This is a genomic window from Paenibacillus sp. M2, assembly GCF_046713495.1.
GTDB classification, from domain to species: domain Bacteria; phylum Bacillota; class Bacilli; order Paenibacillales; family Paenibacillaceae; genus Paenibacillus; species Paenibacillus amylolyticus_B.
This window is the reverse complement of sequence record NZ_CP169648.1, coordinates 4,179,312-4,203,329: the sequence shown is the minus strand read 5'-3', so window position 1 is coordinate 4,203,329 and position 24,018 is coordinate 4,179,312. Positions and strand designations below refer to the sequence as shown.

At 44.0% G+C, this 24,018-nt stretch carries 25 protein-coding genes; 23 read left to right on the top strand and 2 right to left on the bottom strand.

Annotated elements, in window-relative coordinates; all coding sequences use genetic code 11:
* The first annotated feature begins 96 nt into the window (after positions 1 to 96).
* From ACETMN_RS18975 to ACETMN_RS18940, 8 genes are all read left to right on the top strand, one after another.
* Positions 97 to 474: a LysM peptidoglycan-binding domain-containing protein gene (locus ACETMN_RS18975; RefSeq protein ID WP_091020706.1), complete on the top strand. Its 378-nt coding sequence runs from the start codon at positions 97 to 99 to the stop codon at positions 472 to 474.
* A 95-nt stretch (positions 475 to 569) separates the two neighbouring features.
* Positions 570 to 779: a DUF896 domain-containing protein gene (locus tag ACETMN_RS18970; protein ID WP_017688036.1), complete on the top strand. Its 210-nt coding sequence runs from the start codon at positions 570 to 572 to the stop codon at positions 777 to 779.
* 125 nt (positions 780 to 904) lie between these two features.
* A complete protein-coding gene (locus tag ACETMN_RS18965; protein WP_411734942.1) occupies positions 905 to 1,414 on the top strand; it encodes a hypothetical protein in 510 nt (169 codons plus the stop codon).
* Positions 1,415 to 1,442: 28 nt separating this feature from the next.
* The gene (locus ACETMN_RS18960) at positions 1,443 to 2,234 is read left to right on the top strand and encodes an HAD family hydrolase (protein WP_091020708.1); all 792 of its coding nucleotides are present in this window, start codon (positions 1,443 to 1,445) and stop codon (positions 2,232 to 2,234) included.
* A gap of 587 nt (positions 2,235 to 2,821) precedes the next feature.
* Complete coding sequence (locus ACETMN_RS18955) at positions 2,822 to 3,751, top strand: ABC transporter permease (protein WP_411736425.1); 930 nt, start codon at positions 2,822 to 2,824, stop codon at positions 3,749 to 3,751.
* 12 nt (positions 3,752 to 3,763) lie between these two features.
* Positions 3,764 to 4,636 carry a carbohydrate ABC transporter permease gene (locus tag ACETMN_RS18950; RefSeq protein ID WP_091020710.1) on the top strand — a complete coding sequence of 291 codons (873 nt, stop codon included), beginning with the start codon at positions 3,764 to 3,766 and terminating at the stop codon, positions 4,634 to 4,636.
* Between the two features lie 35 nt (positions 4,637 to 4,671).
* Positions 4,672 to 6,306, top strand: coding sequence for an extracellular solute-binding protein (locus tag ACETMN_RS18945; RefSeq protein ID WP_091020711.1), 1,635 nt, complete (start codon positions 4,672 to 4,674; stop codon positions 6,304 to 6,306).
* Positions 6,307 to 6,408: 102 nt separating this feature from the next.
* A complete protein-coding gene (locus ACETMN_RS18940; protein ID WP_091020712.1) occupies positions 6,409 to 7,083 on the top strand; it encodes a GntR family transcriptional regulator in 675 nt (224 codons plus the stop codon).
* Positions 7,084 to 7,179: 96 nt separating this feature from the next.
* Here the strand turns inward: ACETMN_RS18940 and ACETMN_RS18935 are convergent, their stop codons facing one another.
* Complete coding sequence (locus ACETMN_RS18935) at positions 7,180 to 7,725, bottom strand: cupin domain-containing protein (RefSeq protein ID WP_047843398.1); 546 nt, start codon at positions 7,723 to 7,725, stop codon at positions 7,180 to 7,182.
* A gap of 179 nt (positions 7,726 to 7,904) precedes the next feature.
* Between ACETMN_RS18935 and metH the strand changes: the two genes are divergently transcribed.
* The 15 genes from metH to ACETMN_RS18860 all read left to right on the top strand — a co-directional run bounded on the left by metH (position 7,905) and on the right by ACETMN_RS18860 (position 22,718).
* Positions 7,905 to 11,345 (top strand): methionine synthase, encoded by a 3,441-nt coding sequence (metH, locus tag ACETMN_RS18930; RefSeq protein WP_411734941.1) that lies wholly within the window; start codon positions 7,905 to 7,907, stop codon positions 11,343 to 11,345.
* A gap of 77 nt (positions 11,346 to 11,422) precedes the next feature.
* Positions 11,423 to 12,361, top strand: coding sequence for a ribonuclease Z (gene rnz, locus ACETMN_RS18925; protein WP_017688042.1), 939 nt, complete (start codon positions 11,423 to 11,425; stop codon positions 12,359 to 12,361).
* 128 nt (positions 12,362 to 12,489) lie between these two features.
* Entirely contained in the window at positions 12,490 to 12,636 is a 147-nt protein-coding gene (locus ACETMN_RS18920) for a hypothetical protein (protein WP_157116158.1), read from the top strand.
* A gap of 81 nt (positions 12,637 to 12,717) precedes the next feature.
* Positions 12,718 to 13,527, top strand: coding sequence for a TIGR01457 family HAD-type hydrolase (locus tag ACETMN_RS18915; protein ID WP_091020714.1), 810 nt, complete (start codon positions 12,718 to 12,720; stop codon positions 13,525 to 13,527).
* Between the two features lie 6 nt (positions 13,528 to 13,533).
* A complete protein-coding gene (locus tag ACETMN_RS18910; protein WP_091020715.1) occupies positions 13,534 to 14,355 on the top strand; it encodes an Fpg/Nei family DNA glycosylase in 822 nt (273 codons plus the stop codon).
* Positions 14,345 to 15,193, top strand: a complete 849-nt coding sequence (locus ACETMN_RS18905; protein ID WP_192131080.1) for a deoxyribonuclease IV — start codon at positions 14,345 to 14,347, stop codon at positions 15,191 to 15,193. Before ACETMN_RS18910 ends, ACETMN_RS18905 begins: the two co-directional genes overlap by 11 nt.
* A 19-nt stretch (positions 15,194 to 15,212) precedes the next feature.
* Entirely contained in the window at positions 15,213 to 15,551 is a 339-nt protein-coding gene (locus ACETMN_RS18900; protein ID WP_017688046.1) for a cyclic-phosphate processing receiver domain-containing protein, read from the top strand.
* Positions 15,551 to 15,868 carry a thioredoxin family protein gene (locus tag ACETMN_RS18895; protein WP_091020717.1) on the top strand — a complete coding sequence of 106 codons (318 nt, stop codon included), beginning with the start codon at positions 15,551 to 15,553 and terminating at the stop codon, positions 15,866 to 15,868. The genes ACETMN_RS18900 and ACETMN_RS18895 overlap by 1 nt, the downstream gene beginning before the upstream one ends.
* Before the next feature lie 2 nt (positions 15,869 to 15,870).
* Entirely contained in the window at positions 15,871 to 16,644 is a 774-nt protein-coding gene (locus ACETMN_RS18890) for an ABC transporter ATP-binding protein (RefSeq protein WP_091020766.1), read from the top strand.
* 6 nt (positions 16,645 to 16,650) lie between these two features.
* Entirely contained in the window at positions 16,651 to 17,700 is a 1,050-nt protein-coding gene (locus ACETMN_RS18885) for an SAM-dependent methyltransferase (protein ID WP_091020718.1), read from the top strand.
* 227 nt (positions 17,701 to 17,927) lie between these two features.
* Positions 17,928 to 19,406, top strand: coding sequence for a serine/threonine protein kinase (locus ACETMN_RS18880; RefSeq protein WP_411734940.1), 1,479 nt, complete (start codon positions 17,928 to 17,930; stop codon positions 19,404 to 19,406).
* Positions 19,407 to 19,432: 26 nt separating this feature from the next.
* Positions 19,433 to 20,452, top strand: a complete 1,020-nt coding sequence (locus tag ACETMN_RS18875) for an SAF domain-containing protein (protein WP_411734939.1) — start codon at positions 19,433 to 19,435, stop codon at positions 20,450 to 20,452.
* A gap of 76 nt (positions 20,453 to 20,528) precedes the next feature.
* Complete coding sequence (locus ACETMN_RS18870; RefSeq protein ID WP_222215636.1) at positions 20,529 to 21,242, top strand: hypothetical protein; 714 nt, start codon at positions 20,529 to 20,531, stop codon at positions 21,240 to 21,242.
* Entirely contained in the window at positions 21,239 to 22,069 is an 831-nt protein-coding gene (locus tag ACETMN_RS18865; RefSeq protein ID WP_411734938.1) for a hypothetical protein, read from the top strand. The genes ACETMN_RS18870 and ACETMN_RS18865 overlap by 4 nt, the downstream gene beginning before the upstream one ends.
* A gap of 7 nt (positions 22,070 to 22,076) precedes the next feature.
* Positions 22,077 to 22,718 carry a hypothetical protein gene (locus ACETMN_RS18860; RefSeq protein ID WP_411734937.1) on the top strand — a complete coding sequence of 214 codons (642 nt, stop codon included), beginning with the start codon at positions 22,077 to 22,079 and terminating at the stop codon, positions 22,716 to 22,718.
* An 88-nt stretch (positions 22,719 to 22,806) separates the two neighbouring features.
* On the opposite strand, the gene ACETMN_RS18855 is transcribed toward ACETMN_RS18860, so the two are convergent.
* Positions 22,807 to 24,003, bottom strand: a complete 1,197-nt coding sequence (locus ACETMN_RS18855; RefSeq protein ID WP_339309768.1) for a tyrosine-type recombinase/integrase — start codon at positions 24,001 to 24,003, stop codon at positions 22,807 to 22,809.
* Between the last annotated feature and the right edge of the window lie 15 nt (positions 24,004 to 24,018).

Here is a 24,018-nt window from a genome sequence, read left to right as displayed (position 1 = left end):
AGCGAACAATTGTTCTAAAAATCTATTGAACAAAACAAGTGTTCGTGTTATATTGATTCCAACAGATAGGAACAAACGTTTGGGGGCGGGTATTTAATGAGATATTCTACTTATCAAAGCATTTATGAACCAATGAATTCGGAACTGGTTAAGTCTAACATAGGGAACTACAAGAAGGTTTTAGCGCGTTTCAAGATTTCTTCATGGATGTTAAAGGTAGCCATTACTTCTTTGATTATATTTATTGGATGCAGCACTGTTTTAACTGTATTTGCTGGCAATGAGAATGATGTTCTGCCTGGAGGAAAGATAGCTGTTTCACAAGGGGAAACATTATGGAGTATTTCTTTGGAACATAAACCGACGAATATGGATACGCGTATTTATATAGAAGCAATTAAGAAAGTGAATCAACTTCATACAACTTCCATCCAAGTGGGACAAGTACTAGCTCTACCGCAATTTGCAGAATAAAATGCACGTCAATGAGTGTTAGCGCGTGTCAGCTTGACAAGCAGCCTTTATAATGGCAAAGTTAATATGACTTTGTATTTTTGGAGGGGACAAGCTTGGATATAGATAGTCTGGTAGCACGCATTAACGAATTGGCTCGTAAGCAAAAGTCCACGGGATTGTCAGAGGAAGAACTTGCTGAACGTGCCGAGCTAAGAGAGATTTATTTGAGCAATATTCGCAGCAATTTCAGACAACAACTGGATACCATTGAGATTGTTGATGATGAGAATGACAAAGGCCACCAAGGCAAACTCAAACACTAACGAAACCTAATGATATCATTATGATATTTAGGTTTCTTCCTGTTATTTTGAGTGTGCAATTTATAGGGGGAAATGTTGGTTTGCAATTATGTAAGCCGATACAAAGACACATAAGGGGGATTCACATGTCGCGTTCGTTCGAGAGAACGGTTAAGAAAAATTCCAAGCAGTTAAATCAGCAGCGCAAAAAAAGTGGTCAACCAATCACTGGTACACCAGGTGAAGAAGTCTTTAAGGGACGCAGCTTGTTGTTCCCAATATTTTTGATCGGTCTCGCCTTTTTGTATCTGTTTATGAGCACATTCCTTGTGCAAGCTCCAATGACAACTTGGGACTGGGTGACCATGCTGCTTTACGTATTTTTGGCAGTCATCTTCATGCTTCGCCGTCCATACATCAAGATTAGCAGTAATCGGATTATAACGACGAAGGGTAATCGTGAACGTTCAATCGGGGTTGAAGATATCGTCAAATTCAGAATTGAACCGGGTACAGTTGTTATCGAACATAACAGTCGCGGGAAAAGATGGGTGTTCACCAAGTTATTGAACCGTTACGATACAGATGCGATTGCAGAACGTTTGCTGAAATTTGCAAAAGCACACCAGATCACCGTGGAAACCGTCAAAAAGTAATTATTGCATAAAGGGGTAGATGATCGGAATGGCGTTAAAAGCGATTTTGTTCGACCTGGATGATACTTTATTATGGGATGAGCGTAGTGTTCGAGAAGCTTTTCATGAGACTTGTCTAATTGCAGCACAAGAGACTGGGGTCAAACCGGAGGAACTTGAAGAAGCTGTTCGTAACGAGGCACGTGCACTGTATGAATCTTATGAGACCTTTCCTTTTACCAAAATGATTGGAATCAATCCGTTTGAAGGCCTTTGGGCCAACTTTACAGGTGGGGATCAAGCTGAGTTCCGTCAGTTGGAACAACTTGCTCCAGTTTACCGTAAAGAATCCTGGCGTCGTGGCTTGTTGAAGTTGGGTATAGATCGGGAAGATCTTGCTGAACAACTGGCCGCACAGTTTGGAGTAGAACGTAGATCCAGACCTCATGTGTACGAAGAAACGATGGATACTTTGCGTCAATTACAAGGGAAATACAAACTGTTGCTGTTAACGAACGGTTGTCCTGCTTTGCAACAAGAGAAGTTGGATGGTGTACCTGAATTGACTCCTTTCTTTGATGAGATTATTATCTCGGGTAACTTTGGAAAAGGAAAACCAGATCCGTCCATATTTGAGCATGCTTTGAGTAAACTGGGTGTTAAACCCGAAGAGAGCATGATGGTTGGGGACAAGTTGACGACGGATATTCGTGGTGCTCTATCAGCAGGCATCCAAGCCGTATGGATTAACCGTGAGCATAAGACCAACAATGAAACGTATGCGCCCGACCATGAAATCACGCATTTATCCGAATTAGATCAACTTATTGCTAAGTTCTGAGCAGATCAGCTATAACATCTTACCTCAGCACCCTGAAACATTGGAAGCTTCAATGAACGATGATATCGTTCTTGAAGTTACCAATGTTTTTTAATTTGATTTTATCGACTAAGTTGCCTTGTTAAATGAGATTTTCATTTATTTTGCTAAAAGTTATTGAAATTAGGGGGGAGCTGGATTAAAATATAACTAACATACTAGTATGACTAGTATTTAGATTGTCCTAAGCAATTTCTTTTTGACCTACTTCATTAAATGGAAGCAGGGAGTTATTGCTTATTATTTTCGATTAATTGTAAGCGCTTAATATTTTAGAATAGCTTCTTTCGATTTGGAGATCACACCACTTATTAAGTGCTAATGAATGATGTGAAGCACCTTGGATTGTGTGATTCTACATAATACATCAAATTGATATCGCTTACATTTGGCGAACATCTATTTCGTAGTGGGGGTGAAGTTAAAGGAGCTGTTGTCTTCTACAAGAGGAGAAACGATGGGAAATGTACATGAATTACTCTTACTTATCAAGTCCTGGATCGGAGTGAAAACACATGGAGTCGGAAACCGCTAAAACAACGTTAACCATGACATCTTTACGTAAAGAGAGCAGATTACGAACGGCAGCAACTTTGTTCCGCAAAGACTGGCAGCTGTATTCACTATTAATCCTTCCCATCATTTATCTCCTTATTTTCAAATATGGACCGATGATTGGTAATGTGATTGCGTTCAGACGTTTTGTTCCCGGGGGAAGTATATTTGGAGAAACGTGGGTTGGATTAAGGTACTTCAGAATGTTCATTGAGGACCCTACCTTCTGGAGAGTATTCGGTAATACGCTGATGTTAGGCGGACTTGCGTTACTCTTTACATTCCCGGTTCCAATTATTTTTGCTTTGATGCTTAACGAAGTAAAGAGTAAACGATTTAAAAAGTTTGTACAGACCGCGTCTTATCTGCCTCATTTTCTGTCTATCGTTATCGTTGCAGGTATGATCCTGCAGCTGACAGCAGTGAATGGTTCCATTAATGGACTGGTGGCTTTCTTCACCGGAGACAATATTCCTTTTATGCAGCGGGCTGAGTGGTTCAGAACAATCTATATCACTTCTGAGGTATGGCAGGGTATGGGTTGGGGAGCGATTCTGTATCTGGCTGCACTGACAACCATTGATGATTCTTTGTATGAAGCTGCACGTATCGATGGTGCCAACCGGTGGAAGCAGACGATTCATGTAACGTTACCAGGGATCTTGCCAACGATTGTGACGTTATTGATTTTGAACATGGGTAATTTCCTGGCTGTTGGATTTGAAAAAATCTTGCTCTTGTACAACCCACTGATCTACGAGACATCTGATGTGATCTCCACTTACCTGTATCGGGTCGGACTGGAATCCAGTAACTTCAGTTATGCTACCGCAATTGGCTTGTTCGAATCGCTGATCGGTCTGATTCTGGTGTTCTCCGTAAATGCCATCTCACGCAGACTGACACAAAGAAGCTTATGGTAAAGGAGGAGCATCATGCAGGAATCCAGATCTTATAAGGTATTTAAAGTATTCAATGTCATCTTTCTGCTGTTCGTGGTATTTATAACGCTCTATCCATTCTTAAATGTCGTGGCACAATCCTTCAGTAGTGAGTCGTATATTAATTCGGGTAAGGTTAGTTTGTTCCCAAGAGGATTCAATGTGGAGACGTATAAGACCATCTCGCGTGACAGCATGTTCTGGACTAATTATAAAAATACAATTATCTACACTGTAGTAGGTACGTTAATCTCCATGTTCATGACGACTATTTTCGCCTATGCCCTGTCCAAAAAGAGGTTGATGGGTCGCAAGTTTTTGACGATGTTCGCCGTGTTCACGATGTTCTTCAGTGGTGGATTGATTCCAAACTATGTGTTGATTAATTCCCTTGGGTTCAACAACACCATGTGGGCACTTGTTGTTCCTGGCGCAATTAGCATATACAACATGCTGATCATGAAGTCATTTTTTGAAAATATGCCTGAAGAATTGGAGGAAGCTGCCTCCATTGACGGTTTGAACACCTACGGGATCTTGCTACGCATTATATTGCCGCTAAGTAAAGCCGTTATGGCAACCATGGTGCTGTTCTACGCAGTAGGTCATTGGAATTCATGGTTCCCAGCCTTTCTGTATTTGGACAAAAAAGAACTGTTCCCGGTCACCATTTATTTGCGCAATATGATTGCAGGAGCGACTAGCGGAGCGACTGCCGGTGCAACCTCAGCCGATAACCTGACACAGATTGCTGCCAATATTAAGTCAGTAACGATGGTACTCACCATCTTGCCGATACTCACCATCTATCCATTTGTCCAAAGATACTTTGTAACCGGTATCATGTTAGGGTCTGTTAAGCAGTAAGGTCAACCTAAACCAAATTCAGGGGGATAACCTAAATGAATCAAAAACCACGTAAGTTTGTTGGTAAAATGGTGTTGGCATCAATGATGACCGTTGTTCTGGCAGCATGTAGTAGCGGTACTGGAGCTGGAGGTGACGTCACAGAAGTTCAAACCAAGGCAGCGATGGAGACGTACAATGTAGGGGATACATTCAAGGCGACTGAGCCGTTTAATCTATCGATACTGTATAGTGATCAACCTACCTATCCGTACAAAAAAGACTGGTTGCTTTTCAAAAAGTTGACTGAAATGACTGGTGTTACACTTGAGCCAACGATTGTTCCTATGAGTGACTATTCTCAGAAGAGATCTCTTCTAATCAGTTCTGGTGATGCACCGCTGGTTATTCCAAAGACCTATCCTGGTGAAGAATCTGCTTTTGTATCCTCCGGTGCGATTCTGCCCGTTAGTGATTATATTGATTTGATGCCCAACTTCAAGGATAAAGTGGAAAAATGGGGATTGGAAGAAGAAATCGAAGGACTTCGACAGGAAGATGGCAAGTATTATGTACTCCCGGGTCTGCATGAAGAAGTATGGCCAGATTATACATTAATCGTAAGAACAGATGTTTTTGAAGAAAATAACATTGCTATCCCAACCACATGGGATGAACTGTATGACGCAGCAAAGAAACTCAAAGAGCTGTACCCGGATTCCGTTCCGTTCTCGGACCGTTTCAAATTTAATAGCACATTAGGTATTGCAGCTACCGGCTTTGGTACCAAGGCTGGATGGGGTTTTGGTAACGGATTGACGTATAAGGAAGATCAGGATCAATTTGTGTACACGGCTACAACACCAGAATACAAAGAGATGCTAACGTACTTTAACAAGTTGGTATCCGAAGGATTGCTGGACAAAGAAAGTTTCACACAGGATGATGATCAGGCTGTACAGAAATTTGTATCCGGCAAATCATTCATGATTAATGGTAATTCCCAAACGGTGGTGCTGCACCGAAATGATATGAACAAAACGCTGGGAGAAGGTAAATACTCAGTTGCAAAGATTACAGTACCTGGTGGTCCAAAAGGGCAATTAATGTCTGGCTCCAGACTTGAAAACGGTGTCATGATATCCGGAAAAATTCAAAAAAGCGAAAACTTCAAAGCTATTATGCAATTTATTGATTGGTTATACTACAGCGATGAGGGTCAAGAGTTCGCCAAATGGGGCGTTGAAGGCGAAACATTTACCAAAGAGGGCGGAACACGTAAATTGGTAGAAGACGTGAACTACAATGGCTTGAATCCGAAAGGAACGAAAGATCTGCGTATTGACTTTGGTTTCTCTGGTGGAGTATTTGCCTATGGTGGTACCACAGATCTGCTGCAATCGATGTTTAGTGAAGAAGAGTTGAAATTCCAACAAGACATGAAGGATACCAAGGAAGTGATCCCGGCAGAACCACCGATTCCTTACTCTTCTGAGGACCGTGAACGGGTGACGCTTCTGAGTACACCACTGAAAGATTATTCGGATCAAAATACACTTAAATTTATCTTGGGTGAGCGGGACTTGTCTGAATTCGATATGTTTGCCAAAGAGCTGGATAGTCAAGGGTTATCTAATTATCTGAAACTGGCAAATGATACGTACAAAGCCTACAAAGAAAACAAGCAATAATATAGTTGATGCTGGCCAGATTACCGTTTCACACCGATATATAAGTGGAACGGTAATTTGTGCTAAGATGAATGAATACGGCTGATAGAAAGAGGTCTAGGCATGTCACTTAATCAAAAAATTAGAGGCTCGACCCGGGCATATTCATATAACCTGTTAAAAGAACGGATTCTTCATCTGGAACTTAAGCCGGGTACGAAGATTTCGGAGAAAGAGATTGCAGATGAACTGCAGGTGAGCAGAACACCCGTGAGAGAAGCATTTATGAAGCTTGCTGAAGAAGAACTGCTGGACATTATTCCCCAGAGTGGGACGATCGTCTCTCATATTAATCTGGAGCATGTGGAAGAAGGCAGGTTTATGCGGGAGAAGATGGAGAAGGAAATCGTGACTTTGGCTTGTGTTTCTTTTCCTGAAGAGTTCAGATTTCGACTTGAAACCAACATTGCAATGCAGGAAGTCTGTATAGGGAAAAACAATTTCTATCGGCTTTTTGAACTGGATGAAGAGTTTCATCAGATTTTGTTCCAGGGCACGGGTAAGCTGAGAACATGGAAAATGTTGCAACAACTGAATATTCCGTTTAATCGGTTGCGTTTATTACGTCTAGCGGAAGACTCCAACCTGGAGGTCATTATCTCCCAGCACAAAGAGATTTATCGTCTTATCACAGAACGTCAGACCGAGCAAGCTGTTCAGGTGATGGAAGCTCACCTTAGACTAGTTGTTATTGAACAGGAATCGATTAAGGCGAAATACCCGCATTATTTTATATAATGCACCGATGTTGTATACTACTCTCCATATGAATAAGCGAAAACCCCTGTTCAATTGAACAGGGGTTTTGGTTAAGCAAGTTGTAACACGAGAGTGTTAGGCTTGTTTGATAAAAGTAGGATCAGGGTATGGATCTGCAATCCAGCCATCTTTTTCGATGAACAGACGTACAGCAATTATTTGTTTGTTCTCCATTAAAGTGAAGAAGTGCGGTGTATTCTCAGGTACAGAGATAACGTCTCCAGGAGACAGTTCTACATTAAAGTAGCCCACATCATCTGTAGCTTTGATAACAAAGATTCCTTTACCAGCGACAATTGCACGGATCTCATCTTCAGCGTGGGTGTGGATCTCTTCGAACTTGGCCAGCTTTTCTTCGATATCTGGTGTTTGTTCGGACAGCGTGATGACATCCCATATCTGGTATCCGCGACGTGCAGCCAAATCTCTGATTTCATAATCGTAAGTTTCCAAAACCTCGGTTTTCTGTTCATCAGTTAATCCAAAGTTATTTTGCAGATCAGTGTTCAGTTTGGATGCGTCCCACTTCTCATATAATACTTCGTATTTGTTCAAGAAATTTCGAACATTTTCGTCACCAGTGATGCGTTCGTTCGTATTTCGGATAACAATTTCAGCCATGTTCTTTCCCTCTTTTCCACTTGGTTTAATTGAATTATATCGGATTGCTTTGTTTTTGTCGATTCTCAAATTCCGTTCATATTCGTGCAAACCCGCCATCTTTCGGGACCAAACCCGATCTTTCACATTAAGTTAGTTTCTGTTAAACTAAGATTTAACGTTTTGCGGGGGTGAAGATATTGGATAAGATTAGTCTACACGATGCATTAAAACAACGAATATTAATCCTCGACGGTGCAATGGGGACCATGATTCAACAAGTTGATCTGACTGGCGAAGATTTTGGCGGCGATGATTTGGATGGATGTAATGAAATGTTGGTGCTTACTCGTCCAGAGCTCATCCAGCGCATTCATGAAGAATATCTGGAGGCTGGCGCCGACTTAATTGAAACCAATACATTTGGTGCCACATCCGTTGTGCTTGCTGAATACGATATTCAGGATCGGGCACGTGAGATCAACCTGGAAGCAGCCAGAATTGCGAAAGCTGCGGTTGATCGTTTCTCTACACCGGAATCTCCACGTTATGTGGTAGGTGCGATGGGACCAACAACCAAAACACTGTCTGTAACTGGGGGAGTAACCTTCCAGGAACTTATCGACAGTTATTTGGAGCAAGCGCTTGCTTTAATAGAGGGAGGCGTTGATGCGCTACTACTCGAAACCTCACAGGATACCCTCAATGTAAAAGCAGGCAGCATTGGAATTCAGCAGGCCTTCAAACAGAGTGGTGTTACACTGCCCCTGATGATATCAGGAACGATAGAACCGATGGGAACGACTCTTGCGGGTCAGAACATCGAATCCTTTTATATATCCTTAGAACACCTTAACCCAATTTCGGTAGGACTAAACTGTGCTACGGGTCCTGAGTTCATGCGTGATCACATTCGCTCGCTTTCCGGAATGGCATCGGTTGCCGTTAGTTGTTACCCGAACGCGGGTCTTCCGGATGAGAACGGTAATTACCATGAGTCACCAGACTCGCTTGCACAGAAGATTGGTGCTTTTGCCGAACAGGGCTGGTTGAATATTGCTGGTGGATGTTGCGGGACAACCCCTGCACATATTCGGGCGATGCGCGATACACTTGCCCAGTACCCCCCAAGAGAAATGAACGGAACACATCCACCGGCATTGTCTGGTATAGAACCAATCTACATTGAACAGGACAATCGTCCATACATGGTTGGTGAGCGTACGAACGTGCTGGGATCACGGAAATTCAAACGACTCATTGTAGAAGGTAAATATGAAGAAGCTTCGGAAATTGCACGTGCTCAAGTGAAAAATGGAGCGCACATTGTTGACGTGTGTGTACAAGATCCGGACCGCGAAGAGTCTGAAGACATGGTGAAGTTCCTTGAATTGGTTGTAAAAAAAGTGAAGGTTCCTCTCATGATTGATACGACAGATGCTTCAGTAATTGATCTGGCCCTTCAGTACTCACAAGGTAAAGCGATAATTAACTCCATTAACCTTGAGGATGGCGAAGAGAAATTTGAGCTGATTACGCCGTTGCTTCATAAATATGGTGGTGCGGTAGTTGTCGGAACGATTGACGAACGGGGTCAGGCGATTAGTCGAGAAGACAAGCTTGACGTAGCCAAGCGCTCTTACGATTTGCTGGTGAATAAATATGGTCTCAAACCAGAAGACCTCATTTTTGATACGTTGGTGTTCCCGGTAGGTACGGGAGATGAACAGTACATCGGCTCAGCCAAAGAAACTATTGAAGGTATAAGAGTGATTAAGGAAGCGATGCCTGAATGTCATACGATACTCGGGATCAGTAACATTTCATTCGGACTGCCTGAAGCAGGTCGTGAAGTGCTGAACTCTGTATTCTTGTATGAATGTACCAAAGCAGGTCTCGACTATGCCATCGTGAACACAGAGAAACTGGAGCGTTATGCGTCCATTCCAGAAGAAGAACGCAGGCTCTCGGAAGAGCTTTTATATAACACAAATGATGAAACTTTGGCGGCGTTCGTAGCGGCGTTCCGTAACAAGAAGGTTGAGAAGAAGGAAAAAATCTCGAACCTTTCATTAGAAGAGCGTCTCGCTTCATATGTAGTAGAAGGAAGTAAAGAAGGATTGTTGCCAGATCTCGAACAAGCACTTGCCAAATACACAGCACTTCAAGTGATTAACGGTCCACTGATGCGGGGGATGGAGGAAGTAGGTCGTCTCTTTAACAACAATGAGTTAATTGTAGCTGAGGTGTTGCAGAGTGCGGAGGTTATGAAGGCTTCTGTAGCATATCTGGAGCAATTCATGGAGAAGAACGAGACTTCGGTTAAAGGCAAGATCATTCTGGCCACTGTCAAGGGCGATGTGCATGACATCGGTAAAAACCTGGTTGAGATCATCCTGTCCAATAACGGTTACCAGATCATTAATTTGGGTATAAAAGTACCACCAGAACGTATCATTGAGGCGTACCGAGAAGAAAAAGTCGATGCTATCGGCCTCTCGGGGCTATTGGTAAAATCAGCGCAACAGATGATTCTTACCGCTCAGGATTTGCGAACAGCAGGTATTGATGTGCCTATTATGGTTGGTGGAGCGGCGCTAACACGTAAATTCACCAAAAATCGCATTCGTCCTGAATATAACGGAATGGTTGTATACGCTAAAGACGCGATGGACGGTCTGGATCTGGCGAACAAATTGATGAACCCCGTTTCACGTGAAGCGATGCAACTGGAGATGGAAGCAGAAAAAGAAGCTGATGCTTCAAGTGCTGTAGCTGTTCAGACTCTTCCAGCCCTTACGCGAGTGGAACGTTCGGATATCGCTGTAGATAACCCGGTTCTTGTCCCGCCTGATCTGGAGCGGCATACGATGCGTAACTACCCATTATCACATATCTTGCCATATGTGAACATGCAGATGTTGCTTGGACATCATCTGGGGTTGCGCGGTTCAGTAGAACAACTGCTTGCTTCAGGTGATAAGAAGGCTACTAACCTGAAAGCAGTCGTGGATGATATCATGCAAGAGGCTGTTCGTGACGGGATTATTCAGGCACATGCCATGTATCGTTTCTTCCCGGCTCAGTCCAGTGGTAATAGCGTCATCATCTATGATCCAAAGGACACCAGCAATATTTTGCATACTTTTACGTTCCCACGTCAAAAAGTCGAGCCGTTCCTGTGCCTGTCCGACTTCCTGAAACCTGTTGAATCTGGTCAGATGGATTACGTTGGTTTCATGGTTGTTACGGCCGGACACGGTGTACGTGAACTATCCACGGCGTGGAAAGATCAAGGGGATTATCTTCGCTCGCATGCTCTGCAATCCGTAGCGCTTGAAGTAGCAGAGGGATTAGCTGAACGTGTGCATCATATGATGAGAGATATCTGGGGATTCCCGGATTCTGCCCAGATGACCATGAAGCAACGTCACGGTGCACGTTATCAAGGGATCAGGGTATCTTTTGGATATCCAGCTTGTCCGGATCTGGAAGACCAAGGACCGCTGTTCAAGTTGCTGCAGCCTGAGGATATCGGTGTGGAATTGACGGAAGGTTTCATGATGGAACCTGAAGCTTCCGTATCAGCGATGGTATTCAGCCATCCGCAAGCTAAGTATTTTAATGTAGAGAAGGCATAAATTCAGTAGAGTGTCAGGCAAAGCCCTCCGCATTGTCGGAGGTTTTTTGCTGGCAACAGAAAGAGGTGCGATCCAGAATGGAACTATATTTCCTGGGAACTAATGCTGGTGTACCTACGCTTCAACGGAATGTAACTTCCATTGGGCTACGCATGTTGGATGAGCGCAGAGCTTTGTGGTTGTTTGACTGCGGGGAAGGAACGCAGCACCAGATATTAAGTTCTCCGCTTAAACTAAGTAAATTGGAGAAAATATTCATTACTCACCTGCATGGTGATCATGTATTTGGACTTCCAGGACTGCTTTCAAGCAGAGCCTATCAAGGTGGCACCACACCATTAACCGTATATGGTCCGCCAGGTACGGAACGAATGATCAGTACAACAATGGAGCTTAGCCAATCCCGGGTTAACTATGATTTGAATATCGTGGAACATACGGGCGGCGTCCTGTTCGAGGATGACAGTTTTATCGTGGAAGCTGCTTTGCTTGAGCATCGGATTGACAGCTATGGATACCGGATTACGGAAAAAGATCGTCCAGGAAGCCTGGACCCAGCCAAACTGGCGGAATACGGTTTGAAACCAGGCCCATTGTTCGGCCGGCTGAAACGTGGAGAAACCATTACGCTGGATAACGGTGATTCGCTTCGTCCAGAAGATGTATTGGGAGCGCCAAAACGAGGCATGGTTATCACCATATTGGGTGATACACGTCCATGTGACAACGTACAGCCACTTTCCATCAATGCAGATGTACTTGTGCATGAAGCTACATTCATGCATGACTTGGCTGATACAGCGCATGAGTACTATCATAGTACATCTAAACAAGCGGCAGAAGCGGCTAGAGCAGCAAATGTAGGGCAACTAATCATGACTCACTTCAGTTCACGCTATAAGGATGAGGATCAACTTCAGCCACTTTTGGAAGAGGCGCAGTCCGTATTCCCGAATACCAGACTTGCAAACGAACACCAGCTTATTCCTGTCGTGCATCGCAAGCAAGAATCTTAACCCTGATTGCGAACCAGTTCACGGTTAAACATGTCATATAAAGATCCGGGTAATTGCACGGGACTGAGGGAGAGGAACTCCCGCGGTCCCTTTTGCAATCTGGCCAGAAAGCGTGTAGGATGGGCAATATGAAGAGGGAAATGATTCAAATTATTTTCCGGGAAAGCGCAGGAAATGACAAGCTTGTACAGAAGACGCGCGAGTTAAACCGTCGGTGTTCGATCCGGTTCGACTTGTTGCGTGCATATGCCAGCAAGCCATTATTTTTTGCCTGAATACATAGGTTCGCGTTCAAGTTCGAGGTAAATGATTAAGGACATGAAACGTTAATGGAATGAAGAAAGGAAGTGCTGTGTGTGATTAAGGCCTATCTGATTGACTTGGATGGTACGCTCTATCATGGCAGACATCGTATCGAAGGAGCCGATCAGCTTATTCGAACACTGCAAGAGCTAGGAAAGCCGTATTTATTCGTAACAAATAATTCTTCCCGTACACCACAAGGTGTGGCAGATCATTTGAACGGGATGGGCATACCTGCCGACGCGTCTCAAGTATGTACTTCTGCTGTGGCGGCGGCTGAATATGTTGCTGAAGAGTCCCCGGGTGCAAAAGTGGCATGTATTGGAGAAGCAGGACTGCTGGAAGCCATAGAAGAAGCAGGACTTCAGCTGACGGAAGATGCACCAGATTACGTGATACAGGGGATTGATCGTGAATTTTCCTATCATAAACTGACCAAGGCGCTAAGGTGGATTAATGCGGGATCAAAATTCATCATGACCAACCCGGATCTGCAGCTTCCTTCCGATGATGGACTGACACCTGGAGCGGGGACTATTGGAGCAGCAATTGAAGCTGCGACCGGAGTTCATCCTACAGTCATAGGCAAGCCATCGAGTGTTATAATGAAGTCGGCCATTAGCCGGCTAAACCTGGCGTCTCATGAAGTGGCAGTGATCGGAGATAATATGCGAACCGATATTGCAGCTGGAGTGGCAGCAGGGTGTGAGACGCTGTTGGTACTTACCGGTGTGACAACCCGGGATAATATGGATGGACACATTCAAGCAGCGAAGGCTCGACCTGATCATGTGTTTGAAGATTTGCATAAATTGATGGAGTGGCTGTCGCAAGAGGCAGACCAAGCTTCCAAAAAGGGGTAATGTACGATGCCGGAACTGCCGGAAATGGAAAATTACCGGACCTTGCTGTCCGAGGAAATACTTGATCTACTGATTACAGGTGTTGTAATTAACCGCGATAAAACGATAAATACGGAGCCTGATCTGTTTATCAATGAACTTACAGGTAATCGCATCATATTTGTTGAGCGCCGCGCGAAGCATCTGATTTTCCACTTGGCTAATGGCAAACGTTTGGTGCTGCATCTCATGTTGGGCGGTATGATTTTCTGGGGCACGGAAGAGGAACGCCCTGATCGTTCCACACAAGTGGAAATCCAGTTTGGCGATCACATTTTGTTCTTTATTGGACTGCGCTTGGGTTATTTACATCTGCTTACTTCGAAAGAAACCGAAGAGGCGATGTCTGATCTTGGACCTGAACCTTTGGATCGACGGATGAACGTGGAACGTTTTGCTTCTCTGTTGAAAGGTCGTCGGGGTACACTTAAGACAACATTGGTAAACCAACATATTATTGCGGGGATCGGCAATTGTTATTCGGATGAGATTGCTTTTGCTGCCGGTCTGAGACCAAGCTCCAAAACGCAGAACATCGCGACTTCACCAGAGTTGACGGAGCGCTTGTTCCATTCGATGCAGTCCGTGTTGCGTGAAGCAGCTTCTGAGGGTGGCTATATGGAAATGCCACTGATGCAAGGGGATACGAAGACAGGAAGTTTTGACGAGCAATGTCGCGTATACGATCGGGAAGGCGAGACTTGTCCGCGCTGCGGGGGAACAATTGAACGAGTGGAAATTACGGGCAAGAAGGCATTCTTCTGTCCGAAATGCCAGCATGAAGCCTAAAACCGGAATCGGGGCACATGTCAGCACCAGAGGCGGATTTCTTCAGGCAGCCAAAAGAGCACATGCGATGGGGGCTACGGCGTTTCAGTATTTTCCGAAGAACCCGCGTAGTCTCAGCCTGAAAAGTCTGGACCTCAAGGATGCTGAGCAGTGCAGGGATTGGTGTGAACAGCAGGGACTTGCTTCGATTGCCCATTCACCCTATCCTACGAATCCGGCGTTGGGCATGACCCGTGGAGAGGCGGGGTTTCATGCCACAATAGCTTCTATTCGCAATGATCTTGAAATTTCGAATGCTTGCGGTTCTGTTGGGACGGTGGTCCATTTTGGACATATCAAAACAAACGATCCGCTGGAGGGTTATCAGAACCTCATTCATTGTCTGGATACCGCCTTGGAGAATTGGAATGGTCATTCGAAGGTGCTGCTTGAGAATCAGGCAGGTGATCATGGCCCGATGGGCACGACAATGGAAGAAATGATACAGATTCGCCAATTAAGCCGATATCCGGAGCATATTGCATTTTGTTTTGACACATGCCATGCTTTTGCTTCAGGTATGTGGTCGTCAGGTAACGAATCGGAGATGCTCGATCAAGGCAGGGTGCTCGGATACTGGGATAATGTTGCTGCTATACATTTTAATGATTCCAAATATGCATCTGGTTTGTCTAAGGATAGACATGCAAGGATCGGACAGGGATATATAGGAAATGAATCAATGAAAGCATTGTTAAAGGCGCCTGAGTTCCAAAATGCGGTTGTTGTGCTCGAGACAGAAACGGGCGAAGATGGAACGCACCGTGATGATATAGCGCTCATGCGTTCCTGGCTATAATGGGGAGAGGAGCGATTGTATGCATGTTTTTTTGGATGACTATCGGGCATGTCCGAAAGGTTTTGTTCTGGCAACGAATGCAGAAGAGTGCCTGATGCTGCTAAGAGAAGGTGACGTGGACATTTTGTCTCTGGATTATGAGCTTGGTCCAGATTCGCCCAATGGCGGTGAGGTCGCAGCATCTATTGTACGAGAAGGTTTATTTCCGCGCGAGATCTATTTGCATACGTCCAGTATGTTTGGGAAACGCCAGATGTACGAGATGTTATATAGCAATAAACCGGATTCGGTAACCATTCATAATGGACCAATGACGGGTGAGGTCATGCTGCGTGTTGCTGCGGGAGAAGAAAGTTAATGAAGCCAATTACATCCAAAATGTTAATGCGTAGTGTATGGGAAGGCATGCCACAGGCTGTATTTATATATACCCCTTTATGTGGGACATGTGCGGCAGCACGGCGTATGTTAGAGGTCGTTGAGCACATGCTGCCAGAAGGTATTTTATCTGAAATGAACATTCATGATATTCCTGAACTTGTACAACAATTTCAAATTTCAAGCGTTCCAGCAGTGATGCTTTTTGATGGCCAACAAGATGTTCCAAAAATGGTTTATCGGATGAGCTCTGTGGAGCATTTGCTCTCGGAGATCCGGAAGGTGGTGCTGAAATGAGTATAATCTCGATGGAACATGTCTCACTTAGACGAGAAGAGAATCAGATTTTGGATAACGTACATTTGCACATTGAACAAGGCGAACATTGGGTTATTCTGGGTCGGAATGGTTCTGGCAAAACAACGTTGTTGGAGATGATGAACGGATATATGTTTCCAAGCCAGGGACGTATTGAAGTACTCGGTAATCTGTATGGGCAATGTGACGTCAGGGAAGTACGTAAGGAAATCGGTTATATCAGCCAAACGTTGATTGAGAAACTCACACCCAGAGATCCGGTATGGGAAGTCGTCGCTACAGGAGCTTATGCTTTTTTGCGTTTTTATCAGACCATTCCTGATGAAGTAAAAGCAAAGGCAATGAGTTTGTTAGATGACATGGGCTTTGCCAACTTGGCCAACAACCCGCTTGGAACGTTATCCCAAGGGGAGCGCAAAAAAGTCATGCTTGCTCGTTCATTAATGGCTGAGCCCAAATTGCTGATTATGGACGAGCCTTGTGCCGGACTAGACTTATATGAACGTGAGAAAATGCTGGCTGAGATTGATCGTCTGCGCCAGCGTAACATTACAGTTGTGTATGTAACACATCATGTTGAAGAGATCGTACCTTTATTTACGCATGTGGCCTTGATCCGCGATGGACGTATCGCGGCAGCTGGCCCCAAGTATGAAGTTTTGACACAAGATACAATTAAGCATACGTACGATGTTCCGGTCGATATCCAGTGGGATAATGGTCGTCCGTGGATACGCGTACGTTCTGGAGGGTAACACAATTTGAGTACACAATCGTCTTGGGAAGAAGGCAACTTCTCCCGTTTTATCTGCACGGCCAATCATGGCTTTGCCCCTTATGCTCAGGAAGAGTTGCGCCGTACGTTTGGAGCGGTGAAGAGCACGGTACTCGTACCAGGAGAAATACTGCTTGCGGGTCTGCCTGTATCGGAGGAAGAAGTTGCAGATAAGCTGTGGGCAGAGTATCCAACGTTTTTACGTCATATTCAACCTGTTCAGTTTCAGGAGAATACAGAAGATTCGGAGAAGTCTATTGAGAAATTGATTGCATTTGTGTTGAATCATAAGGAACTGACCGGTACCCCTGTCGTGCTGCAGGTGCGGAAGACAGAAGGGTCCTTTTGGCAAGAAAATGCAGCCTCATTGAAGCAACTGCTAACTGAAAAGCTGGATGAGCTAGGCTGTGAGTGGGTTGTACGTGATGCTGAATATGTCATTTCTGTATTTGCTGCGAATGATATGTTGTATGCTGGCATATCCAGACCTGAACAGAACCTGTCAGACTGGAGCGGGGGAGCCGTACGTTTTCAAAAAGAAGATGGGCAGATCTCGCGTGCTAAGTTCAAATTGCTTGAAGCCGAGCAAACGTTTGGCATTGACTTTACTTCATTTCATAAGGCACTTGATATCGGTGCAGCACCAGGTGGATGGACCTCCTTCCTGCTTGAACGTGGGCTTGAAGTAACGGCGGTAGATCCGGCGAAGATGGACGCAACGCTGCTGGCATCACCAAAACTAACTTTTTTGAAGAAAAATGCAGGGGATGTGCGCTTCCGCGAAGGAGAGTTCGATCTGCTCGTATGTGATATGAGTTGGAGTCCGAAGCTGATGAGCCGACTTGTGTCGGATCTTCTATATAGCCTTCAGCCTGGGGGAACAGCGATTGTTACCGTGAAGTTATTGCATAAAAAACCGCTCGCACTCATTAAGGATGTTATCGATACGTTTGAGCGTTCGCGGATGCAGATTCAACGTTCCAAGCAGTTGTTCCATAACCGGGAAGAGATAACACTTTATATGGTCAAATATTAAGAGATCTAGCCTTGATTAAAGCAGTTAAAGGTATTATGAAATTGATTCGATAAAGCACATTAAATTTTGTGCTTTACAATCTATTCCTGCCTGTACTATAATGATACCAATATTAACCATAACAAACCTGAGGGAAAGCATCCCGAAGTGAACGAAACCGGATATCCGGTCTGTTCTTCTTCGGTGAAGCTTTCCCTTTTTTGTTGTGTATTGAAGGAGGAATTGGTATGAGACATCCGGCCAGGCTGGAACGCGGAAGCCTGCTGGGAGGTAGATATCGTATCGTATCCATTCTGGGAACAGGCGGAATGAGCCATGTATACGAGGCGGAGGATCTGAAGTTACCGGGCAAGATATGGGCAATTAAAGAAAGCGTAACGATTATGCCATATGAAGGCAGTATGGAGACGGAAGCCGCTCTTCTGACATCACTTCGCCATCCAAGATTGCCGCAAATTGTTGATTTTTTTGTCCCGGATGAAGACGGGTACACATACTTGGTGATGGAATACATCGACGGGTTAACGCTCAGTGAGTATTTCAAGCAGTGTCGTGGGAAGATCCCGATGGAGCAATTGACTGAGCTTGTACTTCAATTGCTGGATGTGTTGAGTTATTTGCATAATCTGAATCCACCTGTGATCTATAGGGATCTGAAACCATCAAATATCATGATCACCCCGGAACATGAAGTAAGATTAATTGATTTTGGCATCGCCAGAAGTTACAAACCCCACAATGCTGAAGATACCGTTAAGTTGGGAACAGCTGGTTTTGCCGCTCCAGAACAATATGGCTCGGGTCAGACCGATGCGCGTTCAGATCTATATGGACTCGGAGCATTGCTACTGTATCTTATGACAAGTGGTGCGTATACGGAATGGATTCAGGGTGTAGAAAGCTCTATCCGGAGTGATGTTCCGAGGACATACATCCCTGTGGCGAGAAGACTGTTAAGGTATAATGCCGAGGAGCGATTCCAATCTGCCGATGAGGTAAGGAAGGAACTGCTCCGAATACCCGGCGGAACAATGCCCGGTGGAGATGCAACGATGACATTGAATGGGGGAACAAGAGTTATTGCCCTGACTGGTGCTTCATCTGGTGTAGGGGTTACCCACACGGCTATAGCTATCAGTCATTATCTCGAAAGGCAAAACTTCAAAGTAGCTGTGATAGAAATGTCACCTCGCTCTCAATCCTTTGCAAGGATTCAACAAATCGCTCAAGCGGGTAAACCGGTGCCAGCAGGCAGACAGTTTGCAGTGGATGGTGTGCATTATTGGAAACAATCCGGGCGAGCGGATATTTTGTCTTTGCTTGGGGGGAGTTATCAATTCATCGTGATGGATCTTGGTAGTGGTCAGGACCAGAACCGGCTGGAAGAATTCCTTCGTGCAGATCTACCTATTGTTATAGGCTCAGGTGCCGAATGGAGACAGGCGGAGATTGGCGCTTTTGTTCGAACACATCATCGGTATCCACGAGAGAAATGGATATATTGTCTGCCCCTGGCAGCAAATGAAGCTGTCCAGCGCATTCGGAAAGCGCTGGATACAGCAAGTGTATATGGTCTGCCGTTACAGATTGACCCTTTTGACAAGGACACACAGATGGATAAAGTGTTTTCTCATATTTTAACGCATATGATGGCACGGCAGCCCAAGAAACGTTCGTTCTTTTCACGAAGGAAAGTACATGATTAGAAGAGATTACGAAAGGAGAGCCTCTTTTGTCTAAATTAAGAAAACAAAGCCGTCAACTGATCTATGCCGGACTTATCGGAGCAGGAGCTGTAGGGTTGGTGTTCGGAGGATATGTTATCTACAATGTCAAAACGATGAGTGATGTCAAGTCAGCCGTAGAAGCCCGTTATTTATCGGCATATGAGGAAAAGGAAGCTGAATTAAAGCAACAATGGGATTCGGGAGCACAAGGATGGATTACGATTCGGGATATTGAAGCAGGTGAACCGATATTACCGGAGGATCTGAAGCTCATTGCTGTTCCGGATGCACAAGCACCGCGAAATCTCTGGTCCAGTACCAAGCGGATGGAAGGCCAAGTGGCCAAAATAGAGTTGAAAAAAGGAACAGCCATTACCACTGAGATGGTGTATGAGGGTACACCGGCTCCGCCCGATTTAAGAAATCGAGAGCTGCAAGTTGTATTACTGCCGTCCTCACTCGTTAAGGGAGATATTATTGATGTTCGTATCCAATTCCCTACCGGACAGGACTATGTTCTCTTATCGAAGAAAAAAGTGGAACGACTCAATGCAGCTACCTTATGGATTACGATGACGGAGGAAGAGATTCTGTCACTCTCAAGTGCAATTGTAGATGCCTATTTACATAAAGCTTCAATCTATGCCTTAACCTATGTAGAACCACAGTTTCAGACACCTGCAATCGCGACGTATCCTGCCAATTCAGAAGTATTAAAACTGCTGGAGAGTGATCCGAATATTGTTCGACGAGCCGAGCAGGAGTTATCCAGACAGGTGCGAAGTTCGCTTGAAAGTTCACTGGCCGCCTCCATGACAGCACCATCAAAAGGGGTTGAACAGGATGTGGCACAATCCTCAGTTACATATAACAGTCGTCCATCATCAAATAATCCGGCAACGTCGGATGGAGTGATGTGGAATGATGGTTCAGGAAACGGAGCAGGAGCTAATTCTGGAAGCGTAAATGATCCTGCTGAAGCTTTACAAACAGAACAGCAGCGCTTGCTAACGGGTGGAGAATAGAGCGAAAAAGTGAGGTTTACTTTAGAATAATTCAGATAACAAGGAGTTTTAGAATAAGAAAGGAGTTGTAACATCTATGCATACATGGATCTTTGCGGGTTTATGTGAGAAAAATGATCTGATGTTATATCTATGCAAGATATTGGCTTCGACAGGCAACAAGGTCTTGCTCGTAGATGGAACCTTACAACAGAAGTATGGGTACGGTGTAGGTGACAGTAAGCAGTCTTTGCGAATTACGGAATTTGAAGGATTTGATATCGCTTGTCATTTTGTCACTTCAGCAGCTGTAGAGAATCATCTTGAAGTAAATGGAGAGCGATTAGACAGTTATGACTATGTGTTATATGACATGGAGACCTCACACTTTGCTTCCCGTAATCTCTGGCTGAATGCTGATGTAAGAGTCTGGGTGAGTGATTATGAGCGTTACAATCTGGAACGTGGCAAGGGCTGGTTGAAGCGGTTGCTTGAAGAACAGTCGTTGCCTGGTGAGCTGTCATTTCAGCGGATCTTAATTAACGGGGTTGACTGCAAGCTTGAAGCTCGTTATCTGTGGGCGTATCTGGAGGGCAGTCCGTTTGTATGGACAGGAGAATCCTTAGTGCTTCCGTGGGATGAGTTAACAGCTGCGGTTAAGCTTGAGAATGAGCATCATCGTCGAGTTCATCTTGGACCTTTGTCACGAAATTACAAAAAATCGTTGTGTCGTGTGGTCGAGCAGTTAACAGGTTGGGAAAGTGTTCGCAGTCGCCGTGCGATGAAAGAAGCAGAGAGGATGAGAGCATGAGCACCATTACCTTTTGGAGCCCTTTTGCAGGAACAGGTTGCACTTCGAGCACATTAATTAGTGCTTATGCGATGGCGCTTCACTACAGGACAAGAGTGTTACTTATTAATGCAGGCCTCGCCGGAACTGGCACAGAAGCTGCTCTACCGTCCAAAGATACGGATTCAGCGGATTTTATGTTCTCCTTCGAAGAGGGGGGCTGGGATGCGATTGAACGGCTGCATTCGAGCGGAAGTCTGAATAAGCACAATCTCAGGGATTATACCAAGCCACTTCTGAAGGAAAGACTTGATTTCCTAACCGGAAGAACTGATGAGATGGAACGTTCCCCGCAGGAACATGATGAGACTGTGAAAAAGCTGCTGAAAGTAGCTAACGAGTATTATGATCTGGTTCTTCTGGATGCGCATCATGCTGGTGTCGATTCACAGCTCAAGCTGCAACAGGCGGACTATGTTGTCATTAATCTCGATCAAAATATGCGAAATCTGGAGTTGTTCTTTGAAGAGATCCTGCCAGAACGAATGAACAATATGAATATACATGTTGTAATTAACAAATACGATTTGCATTCCCGTGCAACGCTTTCCAATATTCGGCGCCAGTTCAGATACAAAGGCACGATATCTGCGATACCGTACACAACCGGATACCTGGATGCAATGAATCGGCGAGATGTTGCTAGATATTTGCAGTTGGAAAGTTTGACTGAGGATAAGGATATTCGTAAAGGGAGTTTTGCTGCAAGCATGAGCGAACTCGCTCGCCTGATTATGGACGGTGCAGGTATGCGCACAGTTCTGAAGAGGCTGGAAAGGGGAGCCTGAACCTCCGATGCTCTGGAATACCATATGGATAAGTTTGATTTTGATTCTGTGCCTGACTTATATCTGGTTCAAGTATAGAACGTTTCTTCGTGAAAAGAATGCTCGTGTTCCTGAACAGGAATCTTTCACGATTGACATGTTGATTGAGAAGGTGAAGAACTCACTTCATGAGCTTAGTCATAGTCAGCTCGCGGATGCGGGTCTGCATGAAGAAGAATATCGTCGAAGAATTAATCAACGTGCCGAGATGAGAAAAGCACTGAAGGGCTGTGTCTCAGGCAGTATCAGCGACAAAACGTATGTCAAAAATCTGATAGCGGATCTCCTGACCCGAAGCATAGGGCTGAACAAATCCAATGTAGATGAAGTTATTTTGTTTGCAGAACCAGATTTGTTGACGATCCAGGACCGATTCGAAATTGTGTTTTATCTGTACCGACAGCAATTCGGTGTGGATGCACTCTCCCGAATGATTGATACCTACGATCTTGGCAGACTGAGAATGGAGGAAGGTACAGACGATGGAGGAAGTTATTATATCTCTGAGGAGGATATTCAGTATGTGTTCGAGTGCGAATATCGAGAGCTTGGATTCAGAGAAAAGACGGATATCATCGTGCAACGTATCTACCAACATTATAAAGGTTAAATAAATAGAAATCCCTTATATCGCAAGGGATACAAGGGATTAACTAGTTTAATAAATTCGAAAAATCACAGAAAAATCACTTTTCTTGCTATTTTGGTGGTGAATCAAGTATATCTGCGTAATGTAATTTTATCTTGTTAGATGTATCTTTTTTCATTTTATCAGTAACATGAGTATATACCTGTAAAGTTGTCTTAGCATTAGTATGCCCAACTCTGCTCATTGTTGATCTCAGGTCTGCTCCAGCTTCTGCAAGCATACTAATGTGAGTATGTCGGAAAATATGTGGAGTTGCAGGTTTTATAATAGTTGTATTCACAAGAATCTTTTTCATACGGCCTAATATAATCTTTGGGAAAAAAGGATATCCGTTTTTTCTACAAAAAACAAAATTCATATCTTGATAATTTGTAGTTCGAGGCGCCTTTTTTTGATTTTCTTTATGCACTTCTAATAATTTCATGATACTAATGTCAATGTCAATAGTTCTTATCGAACCTTCTGTTTTTGGTGGAGTTAATATATAAACACCACGGTTATCATTTTTGCTGTATATAGTTTTTGTAATTCGTATTTCATTTGTTTCGAAATTTATATCTGTCCACTTAAGGGCACACATTTCACCAGATCTCATACCTGAGAAGATTAATAAATAGAACATTTCGATATCTTGATATTGTCCGTATTCTCTTGTTGAGTCCAAAAATTCTATCAGTTCTTTTTTTTCGAAATACTTCTCAGCTATTACATCATTCTCTATTTCTTCAACAGTTCGAGTTTTTCTGGGAATAACCGCTCCGAAACAGGGATTATCGTACCTAATTTTATTTTTTATCGCATACTTAAAGATCATATTAGCTACACTATTCATTGTAATAATTGCACTGGTAGAATATCCTTTTTCATCGTAACTATTAAGCACATTTTGATACTGTCGATGGGTAATATTATCAATTTTCATTTGTGCCAGGTACTTACCAATTGACCTTATAGTAGTTAATCTTTGATCAATTGTGCGTTGCTTTATTTTACCTTTTGAATATGTAGCTAGCCACTCATATGCAACCATCTCAAAAGTGAGCTTCTTATTTTTCTGAGCGTCAATCCCGTATGAATTTAGATCAGAAATGACCTTATTGACTCGCTTTTCAGCTTCCTTCTTTGTATCCCCTCTTCGAGAAATCTGTTTTCTCTTTCCTGTGGCAGGATCAGGCGGAGCATCCCCAACACAAACCCACTTATATCCTTGTTTATTGTTTGATGCCACTTTGTAGAAATATGCCATGATGATCAGCTCCTC

Excerpts from the sequence above, each read along its gene's own strand:
- rnz (WP_017688042.1), top strand. The coding sequence starts at position 11,423 with ATGGAACTATATTTCCTGGGAACTAATGCTGGTGTACCTACGCTTCAA.
- ACETMN_RS18900 (WP_017688046.1), top strand. The coding sequence starts at position 15,213 with ATGCATGTTTTTTTGGATGACTATCGGGCATGTCCGAAAGGTTTTGTT.
- ACETMN_RS18910 (WP_091020715.1), top strand. The coding sequence starts at position 13,534 with ATGCCGGAACTGCCGGAAATGGAAAATTACCGGACCTTGCTGTCCGAG.
- ACETMN_RS18960 (WP_091020708.1), top strand. The coding sequence starts at position 1,443 with ATGGCGTTAAAAGCGATTTTGTTCGACCTGGATGATACTTTATTATGG.
- ACETMN_RS18955 (WP_411736425.1), top strand. The coding sequence starts at position 2,822 with ATGACATCTTTACGTAAAGAGAGCAGATTACGAACGGCAGCAACTTTG.
- ACETMN_RS18935 (WP_047843398.1), bottom strand. The coding sequence starts at position 7,725 with ATGGCTGAAATTGTTATCCGAAATACGAACGAACGCATCACTGGTGAC.
- ACETMN_RS18860 (WP_411734937.1), top strand. The coding sequence starts at position 22,077 with ATGCTCTGGAATACCATATGGATAAGTTTGATTTTGATTCTGTGCCTG.
- ACETMN_RS18945 (WP_091020711.1), top strand. The coding sequence starts at position 4,672 with ATGAATCAAAAACCACGTAAGTTTGTTGGTAAAATGGTGTTGGCATCA.
- ACETMN_RS18965 (WP_411734942.1), top strand. The coding sequence starts at position 905 with ATGTCGCGTTCGTTCGAGAGAACGGTTAAGAAAAATTCCAAGCAGTTA.
- ACETMN_RS18855 (WP_339309768.1), bottom strand. The coding sequence starts at position 24,003 with ATGGCATATTTCTACAAAGTGGCATCAAACAATAAACAAGGATATAAG.
- ACETMN_RS18950 (WP_091020710.1), top strand. The coding sequence starts at position 3,764 with ATGCAGGAATCCAGATCTTATAAGGTATTTAAAGTATTCAATGTCATC.
- ACETMN_RS18975 (WP_091020706.1), top strand. The coding sequence starts at position 97 with ATGAGATATTCTACTTATCAAAGCATTTATGAACCAATGAATTCGGAA.
- ACETMN_RS18865 (WP_411734938.1), top strand. The coding sequence starts at position 21,239 with ATGAGCACCATTACCTTTTGGAGCCCTTTTGCAGGAACAGGTTGCACT.
- ACETMN_RS18870 (WP_222215636.1), top strand. The coding sequence starts at position 20,529 with ATGCATACATGGATCTTTGCGGGTTTATGTGAGAAAAATGATCTGATG.
- ACETMN_RS18940 (WP_091020712.1), top strand. The coding sequence starts at position 6,409 with ATGTCACTTAATCAAAAAATTAGAGGCTCGACCCGGGCATATTCATAT.
- ACETMN_RS18895 (WP_091020717.1), top strand. The coding sequence starts at position 15,551 with ATGAAGCCAATTACATCCAAAATGTTAATGCGTAGTGTATGGGAAGGC.
- ACETMN_RS18880 (WP_411734940.1), top strand. The coding sequence starts at position 17,928 with ATGAGACATCCGGCCAGGCTGGAACGCGGAAGCCTGCTGGGAGGTAGA.
- ACETMN_RS18920 (WP_157116158.1), top strand. The coding sequence starts at position 12,490 with ATGAAGAGGGAAATGATTCAAATTATTTTCCGGGAAAGCGCAGGAAAT.
- ACETMN_RS18905 (WP_192131080.1), top strand. The coding sequence starts at position 14,345 with ATGAAGCCTAAAACCGGAATCGGGGCACATGTCAGCACCAGAGGCGGA.